General features: G+C 49.1%; 17 protein-coding genes. 8 read left to right on the plus strand and 9 right to left on the minus strand.

Annotated features, from left to right (window positions below; translation table 11 throughout):
* Nucleotides 1–33 precede the first annotated feature (33 nt).
* The 7 genes from ilvD (at nt 34) to D2E26_RS04180 (ending at nt 7,897) form a co-directional block, all read left to right on the plus strand.
* Nucleotides 34–1,893 (plus strand): dihydroxy-acid dehydratase, encoded by a 1,860-nt coding sequence (gene ilvD / locus D2E26_RS04150; protein WP_125963460.1) that lies wholly within the window; start codon nt 34–36, stop codon nt 1,891–1,893.
* Between the two features lie 608 nt (nt 1,894–2,501).
* Nucleotides 2,502–3,113 (plus strand): hypothetical protein, encoded by a 612-nt coding sequence (locus tag D2E26_RS04155; protein WP_125963461.1) that lies wholly within the window; start codon nt 2,502–2,504, stop codon nt 3,111–3,113.
* 87 nt (nt 3,114–3,200) lie between these two features.
* The gene (locus D2E26_RS04160) at nt 3,201–4,043 is read left to right on the plus strand and encodes a hypothetical protein (protein ID WP_125963462.1); all 843 of its coding nucleotides are present in this window, start codon (nt 3,201–3,203) and stop codon (nt 4,041–4,043) included.
* A 276-nt stretch (nt 4,044–4,319) separates the two neighbouring features.
* Entirely contained in the window at nt 4,320–5,051 is a 732-nt protein-coding gene (locus D2E26_RS04165) for a hypothetical protein (protein ID WP_125963463.1), read from the plus strand.
* Nucleotides 5,052–5,063: 12 nt separating this feature from the next.
* The gene (locus D2E26_RS04170) at nt 5,064–5,780 is read left to right on the plus strand and encodes a hypothetical protein (protein ID WP_164515871.1); all 717 of its coding nucleotides are present in this window, start codon (nt 5,064–5,066) and stop codon (nt 5,778–5,780) included.
* Between the two features lie 255 nt (nt 5,781–6,035).
* A complete protein-coding gene (locus D2E26_RS04175) occupies nt 6,036–6,743 on the plus strand; it encodes a hypothetical protein (protein WP_125963465.1) in 708 nt (235 codons plus the stop codon).
* Between the two features lie 500 nt (nt 6,744–7,243).
* Nucleotides 7,244–7,897 (plus strand): hypothetical protein, encoded by a 654-nt coding sequence (locus D2E26_RS04180; protein WP_125963466.1) that lies wholly within the window; start codon nt 7,244–7,246, stop codon nt 7,895–7,897.
* Nucleotides 7,898–8,068: 171 nt separating this feature from the next.
* Here D2E26_RS04180 and D2E26_RS04185 read toward each other — a convergent pair whose 3' ends face one another.
* The 8 genes from D2E26_RS04185 to D2E26_RS04220 form a co-directional block, all read right to left on the minus strand.
* The gene (locus D2E26_RS04185) at nt 8,069–8,647 is read right to left on the minus strand and encodes a GrpB family protein (protein WP_125963467.1); all 579 of its coding nucleotides are present in this window, start codon (nt 8,645–8,647) and stop codon (nt 8,069–8,071) included.
* Nucleotides 8,644–9,243 (minus strand): guanylate kinase, encoded by a 600-nt coding sequence (gene gmk, locus D2E26_RS04190; RefSeq protein WP_125963468.1) that lies wholly within the window; start codon nt 9,241–9,243, stop codon nt 8,644–8,646. The genes D2E26_RS04185 and gmk overlap by 4 nt, the downstream gene beginning before the upstream one ends.
* Nucleotides 9,244–9,320: 77 nt before the next feature.
* Nucleotides 9,321–10,298: an orotidine-5'-phosphate decarboxylase gene (gene pyrF / locus D2E26_RS04195; RefSeq protein WP_125963469.1), complete on the minus strand. Its 978-nt coding sequence runs from the start codon at nt 10,296–10,298 to the stop codon at nt 9,321–9,323.
* 190 nt (nt 10,299–10,488) lie between these two features.
* Nucleotides 10,489–13,857: a carbamoyl-phosphate synthase large subunit gene (gene carB, locus D2E26_RS04200; protein WP_125963470.1), complete on the minus strand. Its 3,369-nt coding sequence runs from the start codon at nt 13,855–13,857 to the stop codon at nt 10,489–10,491.
* The gene (carA, locus tag D2E26_RS04205) at nt 13,850–15,187 is read right to left on the minus strand and encodes a glutamine-hydrolyzing carbamoyl-phosphate synthase small subunit (protein ID WP_125963471.1); all 1,338 of its coding nucleotides are present in this window, start codon (nt 15,185–15,187) and stop codon (nt 13,850–13,852) included. The genes carB and carA overlap by 8 nt, the downstream gene beginning before the upstream one ends.
* A gap of 126 nt (nt 15,188–15,313) precedes the next feature.
* Nucleotides 15,314–15,772 carry a transcription antitermination factor NusB gene (nusB, locus tag D2E26_RS04210; protein ID WP_125963472.1) on the minus strand — a complete coding sequence of 153 codons (459 nt, stop codon included), beginning with the start codon at nt 15,770–15,772 and terminating at the stop codon, nt 15,314–15,316.
* A gap of 150 nt (nt 15,773–15,922) precedes the next feature.
* Nucleotides 15,923–16,486 (minus strand): elongation factor P, encoded by a 564-nt coding sequence (efp, locus tag D2E26_RS04215; RefSeq protein ID WP_125963473.1) that lies wholly within the window; start codon nt 16,484–16,486, stop codon nt 15,923–15,925.
* Between the two features lie 199 nt (nt 16,487–16,685).
* Nucleotides 16,686–17,639, minus strand: a complete 954-nt coding sequence (locus D2E26_RS04220; protein WP_125963474.1) for an NAD(P)-dependent oxidoreductase — start codon at nt 17,637–17,639, stop codon at nt 16,686–16,688.
* A gap of 128 nt (nt 17,640–17,767) precedes the next feature.
* On the opposite strand from D2E26_RS04220, the gene D2E26_RS04225 reads away from it, so the two are divergent.
* The gene (locus D2E26_RS04225; protein WP_241218868.1) at nt 17,768–18,079 is read left to right on the plus strand and encodes a nucleotide pyrophosphohydrolase; all 312 of its coding nucleotides are present in this window, start codon (nt 17,768–17,770) and stop codon (nt 18,077–18,079) included.
* A gap of 123 nt (nt 18,080–18,202) precedes the next feature.
* On the opposite strand, the gene D2E26_RS04230 is transcribed toward D2E26_RS04225, so the two are convergent.
* Nucleotides 18,203–19,369, minus strand: a complete 1,167-nt coding sequence (locus tag D2E26_RS04230; protein ID WP_125963475.1) for a DUF4352 domain-containing protein — start codon at nt 19,367–19,369, stop codon at nt 18,203–18,205.
* Nucleotides 19,370–19,379: the final 10 nt, after the last annotated feature.

The raw sequence follows: 19,379 nt of genomic DNA on the forward strand, positions 1-19,379 counted from the left end.
GAAATACCCCCATTATTGGGTTGAATGAACACTATGAAAATGCGATCTGCCACAATTATGAACGGACGAATCTTTGCTGGTGCTCGTGCACTGTATCGTGCAGCTGGCGTTGATGGTAAAGACTTCGGTAAGCCAATTATTGCTGTTGCCAACTCGTTTGATGAATTCGTGCCAGGACACGTGCATCTGAATAAAGTTGGTCGCTTGGTTTCTGATGCCATTAAGCAAGCTGGCGGTATTCCTCGCGAGTTCAATACGATGGCTGTTGACGATGGCATTGCCATGGGTCACACGGGTATGCTCTACTCGCTGCCAAGCCGTGAAATCATTGCCGATACTGTGGAATATCAGGTCAATGCGCATTGTGCTGATGCGCTCATTTGCATTTCTAATTGCGACAAAATCACGCCAGGCATGCTCATGGCTGCACTGCGTTTGAATATTCCAACTGTGTTTGTTTCTGGTGGCCCTATGGAAGCTGGCCGCACCGTACTGTCTGATGGCACAGTCAAAGAGAACACTGATCTTATTGACGTTATGTATGCGTCGGCCGATGACAATTTAAGCGATGAAGATTTACTCGCCTATGAACAGTCAGTGTGTCCTACCTGTGGCTCTTGTGCTGGCATGTTCACAGCAAATTCGATGAACTGCTTGAATGAAGCAATCGGTTTAGCCCTGCCTGGTAACGGCACCATTCTGGCCTCACATGCTGATCGTAAAGCACTGTTCGAGCGCGCTGCAAAAACCGTTGTCGATATTGCACATCGCTACTACGACGAGGATGATGCATCCGTGTTGCCTCGCTCAATTGCCACAAAAGCAGCATTCGAGAATGCTATGACTATGGATGTGGCTATGGGCGGTTCCACGAACACCGTACTGCATATTCTCGCTATGGCGCAGAGCGCTGATGTTGACTTTACGCTGGATGATATTGAGCGTATTTCCCATACAGTACCTTGTATTTGCAAGGCCTCCCCTTCTGGTGAATGGGAGATTTCCGATGTACACCGTGCCGGCGGCATTACTGGTATTTTGGGTGAACTCGACCGTGCGGGCAAGTTGAACCGTAATGTACACTCGATTGATTACCCAAGTCTCGAAGCTAAGCTTGCCGACTGGGATATTATGCGCGATACCTGCACCGAGCAGGCTAAGGATATGTTCTTAGATGCACCTGGCGGTATTCAGTCGCCCGAGCCATGGACGCATAATACGAAGTTTGAGTCGTTGGATCGTGACCGTGTGAATGGTGCCATTCACGATATTGAGCACCCTGCTGTTACCGAAGGCGGTCTCGCTGTGCTGCGCGGCAATATTGCACCAGATGGTTGCGTTGTTAAAACAGCTGGTGTACCAAAAGAGATTTGGAAGTTCCATGGGCCAGCTCTTGTTGTGGAATCTCAAGAACAGGCCATTGAAGTTATTCTCAATGACACATTAAAGCCAGGCCAAGCTCTGATTATTCGATACGAAGGACCTAAGGGTGGCCCTGGTATGCAAGAAATGCTCTACCCTACTTCATTCGTTAAGGGTAAAGGCATCGGCAAAGATGTCGCACTGATTACTGACGGCCGCTATTCAGGCGGTTCTTCAGGCTTGTCTATTGGCCATGTAGCACCAGAAGCTGCATCAGGCGGTCCAATTGCACTGATTCAAGATGGCGACATCATTGATATTGACATTCCAAACCGCACAATCAACGTGGAACTCACAGAAGCTGATCTCGCCGCACGCCGTGCTGCGCTCGAAGCTGGCGACGGCTATGTAGCACATCGAACACGACCTGTCAGTCAAGCATTAAAGGCATTTGCTGCTTTCGCCCGCTCTGCAGATAAGGGAGCTACGCGAGATCCTGATCTGATCAATAAACTGAGCGGATTAGCATAACCGTGCTGCTGTATTATCGGCTCAGGAACAGCATCTGCTCTACGAGCCATCAATAAAGCCTTGGCCACTCAGTAGTTGCTCTGCCATTGTCACATAGCGTTAACGCTTGTTGTAAGATCTCCTCACTGATGACATGTGGTACTGCTGAGTGGTCATAGTATATGGGGGTACGCTGAATCTTAACGTTCTATAGACACATGGTATGCATCTGAAGAACTCCATACTGTAGTCGTCATAAACCCAAGAACAGGCAAACGCAAGGAAACGTACTGCTAACACAAACCAATGCAGCTGCGCTTTTCTTCACATGTTGTACAGGTAGAGTTTCCATAACATATGTAATGATTCTGTGAATATATGTTAGACTGAAGCCATCTCAACAGATCGAGATACAACCTGATGAGCCTTATGCCATCAAGGTTTACTTCATAAATATAAGTGCGTTCAGTAGCAATGGAGCTTTTTATATTTGTGCGGCGTCGAGTTGAAATACATGACAAGTGAGAGAGGTTCTCATGCGTATCAAAAAACCGAGGATTGCTGGGCTATCTGCCCTAACAGCAGTCCTACTATGTTTCAGCATATGCACAGCTTCATCTTCTGCATCAATGTCTAACGACCTTTTTCTTGAGGATGATCACGGCTGTGGCCATAGATGGTTAAATGAAGGTGCCAGCCGTACCATAACAAGTGCGGAGATACCAGAAGTAGGCGTTCTCTATGTATGTTCTGCAATTACAAAGCCGAGCATCAAAACGGCCAACGGCTATGAATATCAATACTTCCCAATCGATGCTGGTGCTTATTTTGAACCAAATCCGGGTATAGAAAACCCAGTTGAGGTAGAACGTATTGCCATTCGAACTCAGTATTTCCAGCGGGCACACACCAACTCAGGTAAATGGGTTCATGGCCGACTGACCACAAAATTCCAAAGTGATATATCTAAACCTCGAGTTTTTGGCGAACAAAGTGGAACTAAGAAACTTGATAAAGGCGCTTATACGGATGTTTATTCTAATAACGTTTATAGGGAAGCATCAGAATATGAGTCTGCGATCCTCCTCTACCCAGGCTTTAAATACCTAGAAAACACACTTCACTATCCAGGTCACATGACTATTGACAATGACAGCAGGCAATTTACTACTGCAGCCGAAGTTGTTTTGCAAGATGGACAGAAGGTTTCAAGCTCTGCAATCGCCAAAGTTGGCAAATAACTCAGTATGATTACAACAATTCGATGGCCTTCATATGCATTTTTTATAGAGGGACCATTATATAAGCAATTGAATGAAGGAATAGTCATGAGACGTACTAAGAAAATAACTTTGGCTGCTCTAGCTGGAGGAACAGCACTACTTATCTGTGGGTCTGCCCTGCCTGTTCAGGCCTCTGCGCCAGGGTTCTTAACTGGAAAAAATTTGGCAGAGTATGAGCGTATTGCAAACTCAATAGACTCCGTTTTCCTAGGTGATACCCATGGATGTGGTAATAACAACATGGATGAACTAGCAGTTCGAAAATTGGGGTTCAACGAAGTCGGTGGCATATATAAATACAATGGCGAAGAGCATGAGTTTAGGGGCATGCTCATCACTTGTGCAGCAATTGCACCAGTAGTCACAGATATCAGAGCGTACCATGCCTACTATTATTGGATGGTTGATAGTGGTGCCCAGTTCATTGGTGAAGATCAGGTTAACCATTTTCGAGTTATGCCGGAGTCTCTTCAGCTCGTGAGCAATATGGAGGTTCCACTAGAAAAGAAATCAGGCCGTTGGGTAGCTGGTACTGGTGACTGGCGTTTGCAAGATTCAGCGTCAGAGACCTTTGACAAATTCGACCACGACTGGCCTTCAGCAGGATTCAAAATCGATAATACCGATAAAACCATATATCATACATATAATCACACGACTAATATCGACGGGCATGTAGATATTCCTGACCACACTACACGAGATAAAGATACGATGTTCGTCAGGCTACACGTTACTAAACGTTCGGCACAGTACAATACGCGTGTGCGCTACACGGAGCAACGGTTCAAAGCTACAGCAACGCTCACTATACCTAACTCCACGTTTAATAAAACAGTAAGTGTAACAAGCCCATACATTTCTCCATACCATACTGATTGGGATTAAACAGTATTGTTAGAGGATTAAACGGTATTGTTAGCAATACTCATTTATGCGGTGGTTGTTTATAGCATAGATAAACAACCACCGTTTTGTATGCTGCCCAGTATCGATTCACCGTAACCTGCATAAGTCTTCATTGCAATCTTGATACACTGGAGATACAGCCGCAATCAACAAACAACCGCGGACTCACCACACTGCTGAGAATGAGCTCAGCCTTATACAAACACTATTACAACGCGAACTGCACGCTGCAGTCATGATTGTCGAGGACATATTATGCGAAGATCATATGCATGGACCGCTGTTACAGCAGTACTCACCATGTTGTGTTGTACAGCAACGCTTCCCACACAAGCAACAGCACTGAATGACACTACTAGTTCACCTGTTACCGATGGCCCACCTGTTACCGAAGGGGAATTTAGAAAAGACCCTTACGGATGTGGCAGAAAAATTCTCAAGGCCAGCGCTAAACGCGTCATAACAGAAGCGCAAAGTGAAGAAGGATACCCAATTCGTATTTGCATTGCTATGGAACCTGCATTCACATGGGAGGCGGAATATAATTTCACCAGCTATTTCTGGCATTTTGATGCAGGAGCAATATTAAGTTCCAAGCAAGTCATAGAAACCACCACGCTCGAGGTATTTCTTGAGGCTCCTATCAAATTCGAAGGAGACATTGATGATGTAGGTCAATGGTTTATGCAAGATACACCGTCCAGTACTCCAAAACGCCAAATGGCTGGTGATCTCTTTTATATCAATATGAATCAAGAGGTCTTCGAGTCACCATCTATTTATAACTATTTAAATCCACAAGACTACAGTTTCGGTCTTCCAAAAGATTATGAGTATTGGCGTTTGCGCGCAGGAAAACGAGGCCAATCAGGATCAATTGTGGATCTTAAGCATGCCACAGCACACGCACAATTACGCATAGTCAAGAAAACGAAAAAGCTTGATCCCGAACCATATTTCTACGAGAGCACTGTGAGTATGGAGTAAAAGGAGACGATGATGACTACCAAACGGCATACTATAGGCGCTACTTTCGTAACTAGCCTACTCGTATTGTGCTGCGGTATCACCGCACCTGCACAAGCATCCCCTCTGCATCGACAAGATCAAGAAGCATCAAACGCCGTGTATTTCCGTAAAGATAAGTACGGATGCGGCAAGAAAGTACTGTATACCAGTGCAAAACGAAGAATAATAGAGGTACCAGTTGCTGGCGGTACTGTGTCCCTTTGTGCTGCAACCGAACATCCAATGAAAACAACCGGACCAACGATAGGACAAGCAACGTGGCACTATGACGCAGGAGTCGTATATAAGAACATCGACGGTTTACAGCACAGTAAAATACGAATCTATCTCCAAGTTCCAATCTATAGCATCACGACTTCAACATCCATCGGTTGTTGGTATTTACAAAACAGCACTTCTGAGAAACCATCGTCCTACACCAAAGGTGAAGAATTCCGTGTGATCAAAGGTCATACTTGGTATGAATCACTCAGGTTAACGAAATACGGCACCTATACAACTCGCGAACTAGGCCTCGGTAAAAATGAAAGTTACTGGCGTGCCTGGGTTGGTGGTGCAAGTAATGAAACGTTCCGTATAGATGCAGAACGTGGCCGCCTATGCATAGATAGCACTATCACTGTGAAAGCTGCAGATGGCACCATGCACACCTATACCCATACGACTTATGCGGAACCATATATGTAATACAACCTCAGTCAAACACTTTTATGCCCTCTAGCCTTACTCTATCAAGGTTTAGAGGGCATTACTTTGTTCCTCAACATAAACAATTGTTAATGTGCAAGTGCGTATTGCGTGTAGGTCTCACGATTCTCGAACCATCATCGAATGAACGAATTTACACTGAAATTAGAGCCGCTCTGTACTCATCTCATGCGGACTCTACGCAATACCAATCACTAGCTGCAATGATGCAGTCACAACTTAAAAGGAGCCAATATGAAGGGCACAAGACATAGTCTCACAGCTGCCCTCGCAGCCGGACTCACACTGATATGCTGCTGCGCCATGCTGCCAGCAACAGCACATGCCGCTAACCTAATGCCTCCTGTACAAGTCGATTTCCGAGGAGATCCATATGGTTGCGGCAAGAAAAACCTTTCGAAAGGAGCTATACGCGAATTTGCTACAAAACAGTTTGAAGGAGGCATGATTGCCGTTTGTGCAGCGCTAGAACCTGGTTTTGTTCGTGACCCTCATGGAAACGATTTAAACCATTTCTGGCAAGTCGATGCTGCTGTGCTCTATACAGCAGTTCCCGGTCTGCAATATAGCGAATTCGAAGTGTATCTTGACGTACCAATTTACCGCACAATTCCGGGTCTTGATCTAGCGCAGTGGTATATGCAAGATACATGCAGCTACAATCCAACACACGTTATCGGCGGCGATGACTTCTACATTGAGCAGCCGCAGCTTATGTATAACTCATTCCCTATTTCCAGAACCGGAGATCATAACGTTACTGTGCATGAACTGACTACAGCAGAAAAGTTCTGGCGTCTAACGACTCATGACATTAGTAGAAAACTCACTGCAGTCGACTATGTTCACGCAAGGTTGCATGTGCGTAGTAGATCAGTTGTTAAGAACTCCAGTGGATGGATGAAAACCTTTGATTTGGAGGCCGTAGCACAAGACGTATAACACATTATTATTTGAACGGTATGCATACAATCCGTATCCTCTTACCACGCAAATTTCCTTCATATCATCATGCTGCCTCGTATTGCCTATGGTGTAGCTCATGCATAGTCATGCTCTGCCCAAAGACGAGCTGCTATGCAGTATCAGCAATACGAGGCAGTGCTCTCTAGGTTCCTCAATTCCACAGTTTGAGCAATTGGTATTCTTCTTCATCTGATGTGCTCTACTTGCAGCAGCACCCCTTCATCAATTGCTATACTAGGTATAGAGCCGCTAAACAAATGGTTAACGCGGACTCAAACAAAACCGTTGGGCTCTCTGGCCTAATGGTATTTTGCAACACAACCGCAGCGCGTACTCAAACAGAACCAAAACGATCGATCGCTACGCCTTCGTAGCCATATTGTAGAGGACCTATGATGAACAAGATACGACGCGGATTAACAGCTGGACTCGCGGCCGGCCTCGCAATATTGTTCTGCAATACCATGCTTCCTTCAGTGGTATCAGCAACTGATATTGATGCTCCAGCAACCATCCAGACTGGCGAAAAGTTTCGTGATGATCCAGTTGGATGCGGCAAGAAGAACCTCACCGACGCTAAATATGTGACACGTTCTATTAAACAAGAAAAGTTTCCAAGCGGTGGCCAGATTAGCGTATGCGCAGCAATAGAAATAGTGCTTATACGCGATAGGGATAACCGCGCAGACTATATATGGCAAGTAGATGCAGCCGCTGTTTACTTTGGCCTTGGCGGACTCCAGTATTCCCAATTTGAGGTATATGTTGATGTCCCAATTTACGCCGAAGTGGCACAGCCAGATCTGGCACATTGGTATGTGCAGAGCAGCCCTTCATACCTTGACGAACATATACAACCTATAGGAGATATGACTATTCAAAATGAACAAATAGCCTATAGCTCTGGCACAATTTTCAAGTCTGCTAACTATCCACAATACGTTCACGAGTTGAGCAACACTGAGAAATTCATTCGTTTGAACACCAGTGATGTCTCTAGGAAAAAGATTTCCGTGGATTACTACCATCCAGCAATCCATGTGATGAGTAGAGCCAAAATTTTGAATACCGAAACACGCCGTATGACCGACTATGAAATTAAAACTGCAGCAACGTTGGATAAAAAATAATTTGCCTGTATGTAATTCATAGCTCCAAACAACGTGCAGTTTCCTAGCTCGCACATCGTGAGAAAAGACTCCTCTATCGGGCTCCGGCTTGATGGAGGAGTTTTGTATGAGATTTAACAGCTGTGCTCAATACCTAAACTTCAGTACGCCGCAAAGCCTTAGCCATTTTGACTATTGTTCATAACGCGGGCCATAGGCCTGCTTTGCCACAGCTGTAGTCGAGCGCACGAACGCTGTTTTTGCATTCGTATAGGCATCACGATTATGTTCAAAACGATGCCATAGTGCAATTTTGAGTTGTTCATATTGTTTGGCTACATCGGCATGATCGAGCAAATAATCACGAAAATACAATTCATCGTGATCACCAGCACATCGCACGTGCACATGGAATACCTGATCGGCAAAGCCCTGTTCGGTATAGCCATAGTTGAGATCTATATGCGTTTGATCGGCATACATAGTGAGCATGTCCATCTGTTCAAGCACCGTTTGCACAGCTGTGAGCTGCTGTTCATCGGCCACTTCTACAAGCATATCGACAATAGGCTTTGCCATAATGCCCGGCACTGTTGTACTGCCAATATGGTGGATGCGCACCTGCTGTATATCTGCTTGTTCCAGTGCCGCAGCCATATGCTCGCGCATGCACTCATATTGCACAGTCCATGCAGCCTGATGCTCGACGAGCTCAATAGGAAATAATTGCCAGAGCTCCTCGAGCGTCATATCTTGCAGATGTTTAGTCACTCTTCGATGCCGTACTCGTCAGCGATCAGCTTCCACAGCTCTTCAGCACACTCGTTCACCGTGTTGTTGACGATCGTCACATCGAACTCATCTTCAGAAGCCAGTTCAACCTTAGCCGTTTCGAGACGGCGAGCCTGCTGCTCTGGCGTCTCCGTACCACGTCCGATAAGGCGGCGCTTGAGTTCGTCGAAGCTTGGTGGAGCCACAAACACATACAGCACTTCAAGACCAAGTTCAGCAGCGCGCTCCTTCACACGGCGAGCGCCCTGCAGATCGATTTCCAGAATCGTTGGGATGCCAACAGCCAGGTGCTTTTCCACTGGCTCGAGTGGCGTACCGTAGTGTGCCATGCCGTGCACGAGTGCCGTTTCAAGGAATTCGCCGCGCTGCTCAGCTTCCGTGAACTGCTCTTCGGTCATGAAGTAGTAGTTCACGCCGTCAATCTCACCTGGACGTGGTGCACGAGTCGTTGCCGACACCGACACCCACACGCGTGGATGTGCAGCTCGCAGCGCGGCCTCCACGGTGCCCTTGCCTACTGCTGTTGGGCCCGTCAGTACCATGAGTCGTCCGCGTGGTTCCTGCACAACTGCCATCTGTTCTGCCTCTTCTTCTGCTGTTTTATCTATTTCTGCTCACCACACATAGGTCCACTATGCTGGAGGTCTCTCCGTCACATAGTACGAGCCATGATGGATGGCGATGCATAACGCGCGCCCTTTTTCACAATTTTTTGTTGATTTTGTTCGCTTTCTGCCTTCTCCAGAGCGTTCTTAACGTCTTCGGCAACAGCAATGGTCGCAGCGCGTAATTTGGCAATATCTGGACCATGCTGAGCAATTTCACGAGAGACCGTAACCAGTACGTTTCCTTGGGTGCCGCGGAACACCGAAGTCAGATCTTTTGCATCGGCGCCTTGGTAGCCATAGCCAGGCGAGAGAATTGGTCCAGTGAAGCTTGATGGGGAGAATCCTGAATCATGCAGCCACTGGCCAATCGTGGCTCCCACAATCAGACCGACCGAGCCAAGACCTGGTACATCGCGATTGTATTTTTGCGCGGTATGGGCAATGCCATAGGCCACCGTATGGCCCTTAAACTCGCCCGACTGGCGAATAGCAGTTTGTAGACTTTCACCTTCGGAGTTCGACGTTAATGACGCAATAAATACACCACGACCATTATTGAGTGCATCATCAATAATGCCGCCTAATGAGCGAGCGCCATAATATGGCATCAGCGTTACTGCGTCACACAACAATGGTGCACCTGGTGTGAAGTAAGCATCGGTTAAGGCGGACACTGTTGTGCTTAATCCACCTTGAAGACCATCAACAATAGTGATCATGCCAAGCTGGCGAGCTGCATACAGCACGCGTTCTAGTGCTGCGAAACCTTTGGATCCATAGCGTTCGAACATGGCCATTTGGAATTTCACGGCTGCTGTGTGTGTTGCGGCGGCCTGCAACATACGCATGGAGAACATTTCTGCACCATCAGCATCAATGTTGTATCCCCATTCGTCAAGTAGTGCACGGTGCGGATCAATACCAATGCACAGCGGGCCATTCTCCTCCATTGCTTTGCTCAGACGCAAACCAAAATCACTGCGCAATGCTTTGAGTTCCTCAGCAGTGGGCTTATGGTTCATTTCGCTGATTCCTTTCCATGGACCGCTTTCGCCCTATTGTCTTCTAACTCTTCAACCCGGTTGTTATCGTAACCGTCTCGGCTTCAACGGTGCAATACTCTGTGAGCATCACAAAAATAAAATATCAATAAAAAATGGAGCCGGACGACACGTACCGTGCCCTTCCAGCTCCATTATTACTGACCTCAGATCAGGAGGCAAACAAACGCTCAGAATGCTCCTGAATGCTCATAATCTCGTAATCCTGCGCCTTCACGGCGTCAATTGCGAGCAGCACAGCCGAGAACTCAGTCATCGTAGTGAAATGAGGGAGGTCGGCGGCAATGGCGGCCGCACGAATCGAGTAGCCGTCAGAACGGGAGCCGCGCGAATTAGGCGTGTTCAAAATCAAATCAACTTTGCCCTCTTCAATAAGCTGCACCACGTTCTTGCCGATGGAACCAGGGGCCTTCTCGATCGTGTCTGAACCGTCGAGATCGCTGTCTACGCGAGACGTGATTTTGTCGACGATCTTGCAGGCGATGCCGTAACGACGCAGTACAGAAGCCGTACCCTCCGTAGCAATGAGGTTGAAGCCGAGCTCGACGAGACGGATTGCGAACAATGGCAGCTGACGCTTGTCAGTGTCATTAATCGACAAGAATGCCGTACCGCTCGTTGGCAGACCGCCCGTATACGCAGCCAACTGGCTCTTGGCGAATGCGTGCGGGAAGTCACGGTCAAAGCCCATAACCTCACCCGTCGAACGCATTTCTGGACCAAGCAGCACGTCAACTGTCTTGCCAACTGGCGTACGGAAGCGCCTGAACGGAAGCACCGATTCCTTAATGGCAACCTGCTGACCAGGGCGAATATCGCCGCCATCACCATTCGGCAGGAGCAGACCACGCTCACGCTGCTCGGCAATTGACTCCCCTGCCATAATGCGAGCCGCGGCCTTGGCGAGCGCTACGCCCGTTGCCTTCGATGCAAATGGCACTGTACGAGATGCACGAGGATTGGCCTCAATAACGTACAACGTGTTGGCCATAAACGCATACTGCACATTAATCAAACCGCGCACGCCGCAACCGTCGGCAATGGCGCGTGTGCCCTCACGCAGACGACGGATCTGGTCGTCAGACAGCGTACTTGGTGGCAGTGCGCAAGCGGCATCACCCGAGTGCACGCCGGCCTCTTCAATATGCTCCATAATGCCGCCGATGTAGAGCTCTTCGCCGTCATAGAGTGCGTCGACGTCTATTTCGATGGCGTCTTGCAGGAACTTGTCAATTAGCAGAGGCGATGGCAGACGGCCAGAAACCACCGTATCGGCCATGGCCTCGCTCAAGGCGCGGTTCACATACTTTTCGAGCTGCTGGTTGTCGTACACAATTTCCATGCCGCGGCCGCCGAGCACGTAGCTTGGGCGCACCAGCACTGGATATCCAATGGTGTGTGCAGCTTCGAGCGCTTCTTCAAGGCTCAGTGCCGTACCAAATCGAGGCGCATTCATATGCTCCTTGCGCAGCACTTCGCCGAACAGCTCACGGTTCTCAGCCAAATCAATGGACTCAGGCGTCGTACCGAGAATTGGCACGCCTGCGGCATTGAGTCGAGCGGCAAGTGAGAGTGGCGTTTGACCGCCGAGCTGCACAATAACGCCCTTAACTGGACCCTGCTGCTTTTCTGCCTCGTAAATCTCGATAACGTCTTCGAACGTTAGCGGCTCGAAGTAGAGACGATCTGACATGTCGTAATCAGTGGACACGGTTTCTGGATTGCAGTTGACCATAATCGTGTCATAGTCTTTGCCGAGTTCCTGCACGGCGTGCACGCACGTGTAGTCGAACTCAATACCTTGGCCAATGCGATTTGGACCAGAGCCCAGAATAATAATGGCTTCGCGTTCGCGGGTTTTCAGCTCAGATTCGTCGGCATAGCACGAGTAGTAATACGGCGTAACGGCATCGAACTCAGCTGCGCATGTGTCCACAGTTTTGAACACTGGATGCAGACCATAGGTCCAGCGCAGTTCGCGAATCGTGTTCTCACCTTCGTCACCAAGGTTGCGCAGATGAGCAATTTGCAGATCGGATAGGCCTGCTTTCTTGGCTTTGCGCAGTAGCTTGCGCGTCAGCGTTGCTGCTTCTTGCACTTCCATGGCCGTGCTGTTAATCAGCATGAGCTGGCGAATGAACCATGGATCAATTTTCGTTGCTTCAAAAATCTGCTGTTCGGTGGCGCCGCCCCAGATTGCTCGCATCAGCTGCAAATAGCGATGTTCTGTTGGCTTATGAGCCGCGGTAATGAGCTCAGTGACTTCTTGTGCTGATGGACGCTCTCCATCCCAGCTGAAGCCCATATCGCGCTTGTCAATGGAGCGCATGGCCTTGCCCAGTGATTCTTGGAAGTTACCAGCAAGGGCCATGGCCTCGCCTACTGACTTCATGGATGTTGTCAGCGTTGGGTCAGCGCCAGGGAACTTTTCGAATGCAAACCTTGGCACCTTCGTGACCACGTAGTCAATCGTTGGCTCAAAGCTGGCTGGCGTGGACTGCGTAATATCGTTACGAATCTCATCGAGCGTGTAACCCAGAGCAAGCTTCGTTGCAATTTTGGCAATTGGGAAACCAGTTGCTTTGGATGCCAATGCCGAGGAGCGCGAAACACGTGGGTTCATCTCAATGACAATGATGCGGCCGGTTTCTGGATGCACGGCGAACTGAATATTGCAACCACCGGTATCAACGCCTACGCCGCGAATAATGGCAATGCCAATGTCACGCAGCTTCTGATATTCGCGATCAGTCAGCGTGAACACTGGTGCAACGGTAATGGAGTCGCCCGTATGCACGCCTACTGGATCAACGTTTTCGATTGGGCAGATGACGACCACATTATCGTTGCGGTCGCGCATAAGCTCGAGCTCGTATTCTTTCCAACCTTCTATGCCTTCTTCAATAAGCACTTCGTCGGTTGGTGAATAGTGAATGCCTGCTCCTGCAATGCGGTGGAGTTCTTCGGTGTTGTGGGCAATACCGGAGCCAAGACCGCCCATCGTGAAGCTTGGGCGTACTACGAGTGGGAACCCGAATTCTGCTGCAATAGCATCGGCTTCTTCCAGCGTATGTGCAATATCAGAACGAGCTGATTCGGCACCTGCTGCTTCTACAACTTTCTTGAAGGATTCGCGGTCTTCGCCACGATCAATAGCTTCGAGTGAGGCACCAATGAGTTCCACATTGTATTTATCGAGGATGCCTGCCTCGCCCAGTGCTACAGCAGCATTCAATGCTGTCTGACCGCCCAGCGTTGGCAGAATTGCATCAGGACGTTCTTTAGCAATAATCTGTTCCAGAATGGGCACTTCAATTGGCTCAATGTATGTGGCATCGGCCATTTCTGGATCAGTCATAATCGTGGCTGGATTCGAGTTGACGAGGATAACGCGAATACCTTCATCTCGCAGCACTCGGCATGCCTGTGTGCCCGAATAATCGAACTCTGCTGCCTGGCCAATAACGATTGGACCAGAGCCAATAACCATAACTGACGTAATGTCGTTGCGCTTAGGCATGTGCCGAAGCCTCCTTGGTTGCAGTTGCGGATGACGTATTCATCGAAGAGGTGTAGCTGACTGAAGCTGGTGCTGGAACTGGCTGCTGCGAAGCCATCATGTCCATAAATCGGTCGAACAGATAGGCTGCATCGTGCGGTCCTGCTGCGGCTTCTGGATGGTACTGCACCGAGAATGCTGGGATGTCAATGCATTGCAGACCTTCAACAACATCATCGTTCAGGCCTACATGAGATACGAATGCTTTGCCGAATTGGCCATCGTTATATGGAGTTTCCACAATGCTGCCGATTGGGGCGTCCACTGCGAAGCCATGGTTCTGTGCAGTGATTTCGACTTTGCCTGTAGTGACGTCCATCACTGGCTGGTTGACGCCGCGGTGGCCGAACTTGAGCTTATATGTGCCAAAGCCAAGTGCACGGCCGAGCAGCTGATTACCGAAGCAAATGCCGAAGAATGGCAGTCCTGCTTCGAGTACTTGACGTAGCAGCTCAATCATTTGCGGTGCCTGCTCAGGGTCACCTGGACCATTGGAGAAGAACACACCATCAGGGTGCAACGCTTGAATCTGTTCCAGTGTGGTCGTCGATGGCAGTACATGGACGCGAGCACCGCGCTCTGCCATACGATGTGGCGTCATGCCCTTAATGCCCAGATCAATTGCTGCTACGGTGTAGCGCGGTTCTTGGCCTGCATACGCGCCTGTTGGTTCAACAACATAGGCTTCGTTGGTGCTGACTTCGTCATAGAGGCGCATACCCTGCATTGGTGCTGTAGCACGTACCTCTTCTAGCAGTTCATCAACAGTTTTCAGTGCAACAGTGTCGTTTGCTGCTGCAGCTGGGCCAATGCCTGTGTTCTGGCCTTCCTGTGCGTGCTCTGCTCGTAAAGCAGCACCAGAGAAAATGCCAGCACGCATCACGCCCGCGGTGCGCAAATGACGCACAAGGCTACGCGTATCAATATCGGAAATGCCAACAATCTGTTGCTGAATAAGCGCATCATCTAATGAGCCTGTGGCTCGCCAGTTACTGACCGTTGGACTTGGATCTCGAACCACATACCCTGCAACCCATATGCGGCTCGATTCGTTATCTTCATCGTTAACGCCCGTATCGCCAATATGTGGGAAAGTTTGCACCACTATCTGTCGGTCATAACTCGGGTCCGTCAATGTTTCTTGGTAGCCCGTCATACCGGTAGTAAATACGATTTCTGCAGTCGTAGATCCGGTTGCACCAAAAGGTCTGCCAATATAAATTTGGCCGTCCTCTAATACGAGGACGGCATCATCAAGGTCATACGTGAGATCCAAATCGATCTGGCTCACTCCAAACCCCCATTCGTCGGTTGTCAATCCCTTTATGCAGGTTGGCGGCCGCTCTGAGAGTCGTGGATTGGTGACCCACAGTTGCGAGGCTGTGTCTGGCGTATTAACGAGCCATAATCAACTCATTCACGCGTTGGTTTCAGCTGCGCTTTCTGCTTCGGATGCAGCTTCTGCATCCTTTGCTTTGTCAGCGCTAATTGCGCTCAGCAGACCGTGGATGAAGGATGGAGCTTCTTCATCGCACAGGGTCTTGGCAAGACTCAAAGCCTCGTCAATCGCAACCTTATCTGGGACATCATCGTTGTACATGATTTCCCATGCCGCGATACGAAGAATATTACGGTCGATCACATGCATGCGCCAAACCTTCCACCCTGTGGAATGGTCATTGAGCAAATGATCGATTTCTTTACGATGTTCTGCCACACCTTCAACGATTTGAATAGCGTATTCAGGCAGTGGAGTCTGAGCGCCTGGCTCAGCAATGCGTTCCTGAAGCAGCGAACGAATATCCTGACCCTTTTCGTCTGCTTCGTACAGTGTGTTCAGAGCCCTCTTACGTGCTGTGGAGCGTGACCGTGACATGTTGGGGTGCTTCCCTCTCTTCAACAACTCGTCAATACAATGCAACGCTTGATGACTGCGCTGCGGTCTATCAAGGCCGCGAACCAAAGTTCTTGTACTTAGTTCGCGGCCTCAACAGAATTTACTAGTTGCGTAGTTGCGCAGCTACGATCAGTTCTCGCGACCCAGGTAGGAGCCGTCTTCGGTGCTGATCTTAACCTTTTCACCTTCGGAGATGAACAGTGGGACCTGGATCTCAGCGCCGGTCTCCACGGTTGCTGGCTTCGTACCAGCGTTCGAACGGTTGCCCTGCAGGCCTGGCTCCGTGTGCGTCACGGTCAGCACGACGGATGCTGGCAGCTCGACGGACAGTGGCTGGCCGTCGTGGAAGGACACGATGCAGTCGGTGCCTTCGAGCAGGTACTTCGACTGATCGCCAACGAGCGTCTTAGGGATCATGATCTGATCGTAGGTGGTCATATCCATGAACACGTAGTTGTCGCCATCGTCGTAGGAGTACTGCAGCGTACGGTTGTCGACGGTCTCGAACTCCATCTTCATACCGGCGTTGAACGTCTTATCAACGATCTTGCCCGACAGCACGTTCTTAATCGTCGTACGCACGAAAGCAGGGCCCTTGCCTGGCTTGACGTGCTGGAACTTCAGGACCTGCCAAAGCTGGCCGTCGAGGTTGAGGACGGAACCATTCTTGATGTCGTTAGTGGTCTGTGCCAATGTTCTTCACCTATTCCGATTGTCTATTCGTTCGGCGGGCCAGCACATCGCCAGCTCTCCGACAAAGCTATAAAACGAGCCTTAGCCATTATGCCAGTACGTATGGATGGCTTTACAGCTTAATCGACATCGCTTGAAGAAATAGGTAACTATTCCAATCCTCAGACGTCAATTTCCAAGCTGCCCAGTAGCGCATGGCTTAATGGCACACATGCTGAGGCTGGCCCGCCAGCCAAGCTTGAAGATTATCAAACGCAATCTGTGCGCGAATCGTCATAGCTTCTGCGGTGCGATACCCAATATGTGGCGTGAGCAATGTATGAGGAGCATGCAGTAATGGATTATCGGCAGACAGTGGCGGCTCTTCATCGAATACATCCACAGCAGCCTGCGCAATCGTGCCAGTACGTAAAGCTGCTGCAAGATCCTGCGTATTCACAATTGGGCCGCGTGCAGCATTAATCAACACTGCAGTTGGCTTCATCAGAGCAAGCTTACTGGCATCAATAAGTCCCATCGTCTGCTCAGTTAATGGTAAATGAATTGTCACAATATCAGAGCGGCGCAGCAGTTCATCAAGATCTACTTGCTCATCGATATCAGCGCATTGCACAGCAGAATGATTAAATGCAAGCACGTGGCAGCCCAGTGCTTTGAACATATGGGCCACTGCCCTACCAATATGACCAGCACCAATAATTCCCACAGTCTTGCCGCTCACCGTATGGCCCATTTGTGGGTTTGCGGTCTGGCCGCTGCGCACGCGTTGTTGTTCCTCATCAACATGACGCAACATGGATAGCGCATTCTCCAGCACTAATTCCACGACTGATTGTGTTGCATACCCTGCTGCATTAGACACCACAATGCCACGCTTGTTACACACGTCCATGGGAATACGGTCTACGCCAGTGAAGGCCACATCAATAAACTTCAGCTGTTGAGCCTGTTCAACGGCAGCAGCTGGAACATCCATATTGGCCACAATTGCAGCATCAGCCTCACGCAAGGCATCGGCGAGCGCATTCTGCGATACCACACCGCTCTCGTCATAGGCAATAGTCAGCGTATGCCCTTGCGCTGCTAACTTTGCACGCTGCTGCTCAATGAATGCAGGTTGCGCATTAATATCCTGCAGCATCACAATCTTCATGCCAGACCTCCTCAAGCCAATCAGTCTTGTTCATCAACAAGCTGATCACTACGTCGTCAAGTTCACTGGCCTCTATCTAATGAGCTCATCCATAGAATTCACTGAGCCTTAGCCGAAGGAGAAGTAATATGGCAGCCATGGATTTCAATGAAGCATACGCACAAGTTCGCAAGTTCAGGGACGACCGCAACTGGAAGCCTTTTCATAATCCAAAGGATCTCGCCATCTCTATTAATCTTGAAGCTGCTGAGCTGCTCGAGCTGTTCCAGTGGACTGGTGAGCACACCGATAACGAAGCTAAGCGCCAAGAAATGCTCGACGAGCTGGCTGACGTCATCATTTATTGCATGCAGTTTGCCGACTCCATTGATGCCGATATTCCAACGATTATCGCCAACAAGCTCAAGAAGAACGCCATCAAGTATCCACTTAAGAAATAAACAGAAATAAGCGGATATAAAGAAAGCGGATATAAAGAAATAAGCGGAAGTAAAATCGCACCAGAGGTAACGCCGCTTACTTCCGCTCATATCAGAGCGATGATAGCTTCTACCGGTTACGCATCACTCAGAGGACACGTGATATCCCTCTTTCAGGATGATCCATGCTGAATCAGATCGATCGCCGCCTTGTTCCAGATATGTAGTGTCTTGGAATTCAAGTGCAATAATCTCCGTGGAATCAGGAATTTGGAATGGGTATGTCACCGTTGTGCTCATTCCTGGCTGCAACCCAGCATTGCATTCTGGGTTACCTTCAACCTTGTAGAGATCATCAATTGGATCGAACTGCTGATTCTTTGCATTCAGTGCATGAATCGTGTACGGCAAACTGCAAGTGATATCGATCGAGGCCTTAGAATCATTCTTGACCTCAACTTGAGCAACCCAGTACTTCGTACCTGGATCAGGCTGCTTATCAACGTACGTGTTGCCACCAGCATTCATATCCCATTCGCCTTCAAACTTGATGGTTGGCTCATCACCGGCCTTCAAGACCTTCATAGAGATAGACCCGGAAACAGCTGTTTTATTCAGACCATCCACCTCATTATGCGAGGCATCATCCTGCTGCTGATCATCAGACTGGCCCGAGCTATCACTATCAGAATCCTCACCTTGATCTGATCCATAGCCCTGCAGGTATTTATTCAATTGCTGTGACAACGAGTCGAGTGCCCGCTCATCACTCCTCGACTTAGCTTCCCATCCGATTCCGTAACCGCAAGCAATACCAAGGGCTAAAGCAACCACAAGGGCTACATAGGTTTGCCATATTTTCAGAAGTTGCTTCAGCAGTGCCTTGTTTTTACTTGGATGCTCAGGCTGTTGCATCTGCGGCATATTCTGCTGTGCATAAGCGTTCATATCAGGCTGAACAGGCTGCGTTACATTCGGCATCGTCGATGCTGGTGTCTGCTGGTTTGCAGGTTGTTGTCCCATAGTTTGTTGGACTGACGGTTGCTGTGTAACTGAAGGCTGCTGTGTAACTGACGGTTGCTGCACTTGTGTCGGCTGAGGCATTGCTTGCTGAGGTACCGGCTGCTGCACCGTTGGCTGCTGCTGCAGTTGCGGCTGCATTGGCATAGTCGGTTGCGATGGTTGTTGCACCTGTGTTTGCTGTTCAGTAACTGGTGGCAGCGGCGTTGTTTGCTGCACATTGTTGTCGACCTGAGATGGCTCAGAACTGTTCAGTTCAGGTTGTTCCTCATTAGGATTAGTAGTACTCATACTTTTCCTC

This window comes from Bifidobacterium dolichotidis, from assembly GCF_003951975.1.
GTDB lineage: Bacteria > Actinomycetota > Actinomycetes > Actinomycetales > Bifidobacteriaceae > Bifidobacterium > Bifidobacterium dolichotidis.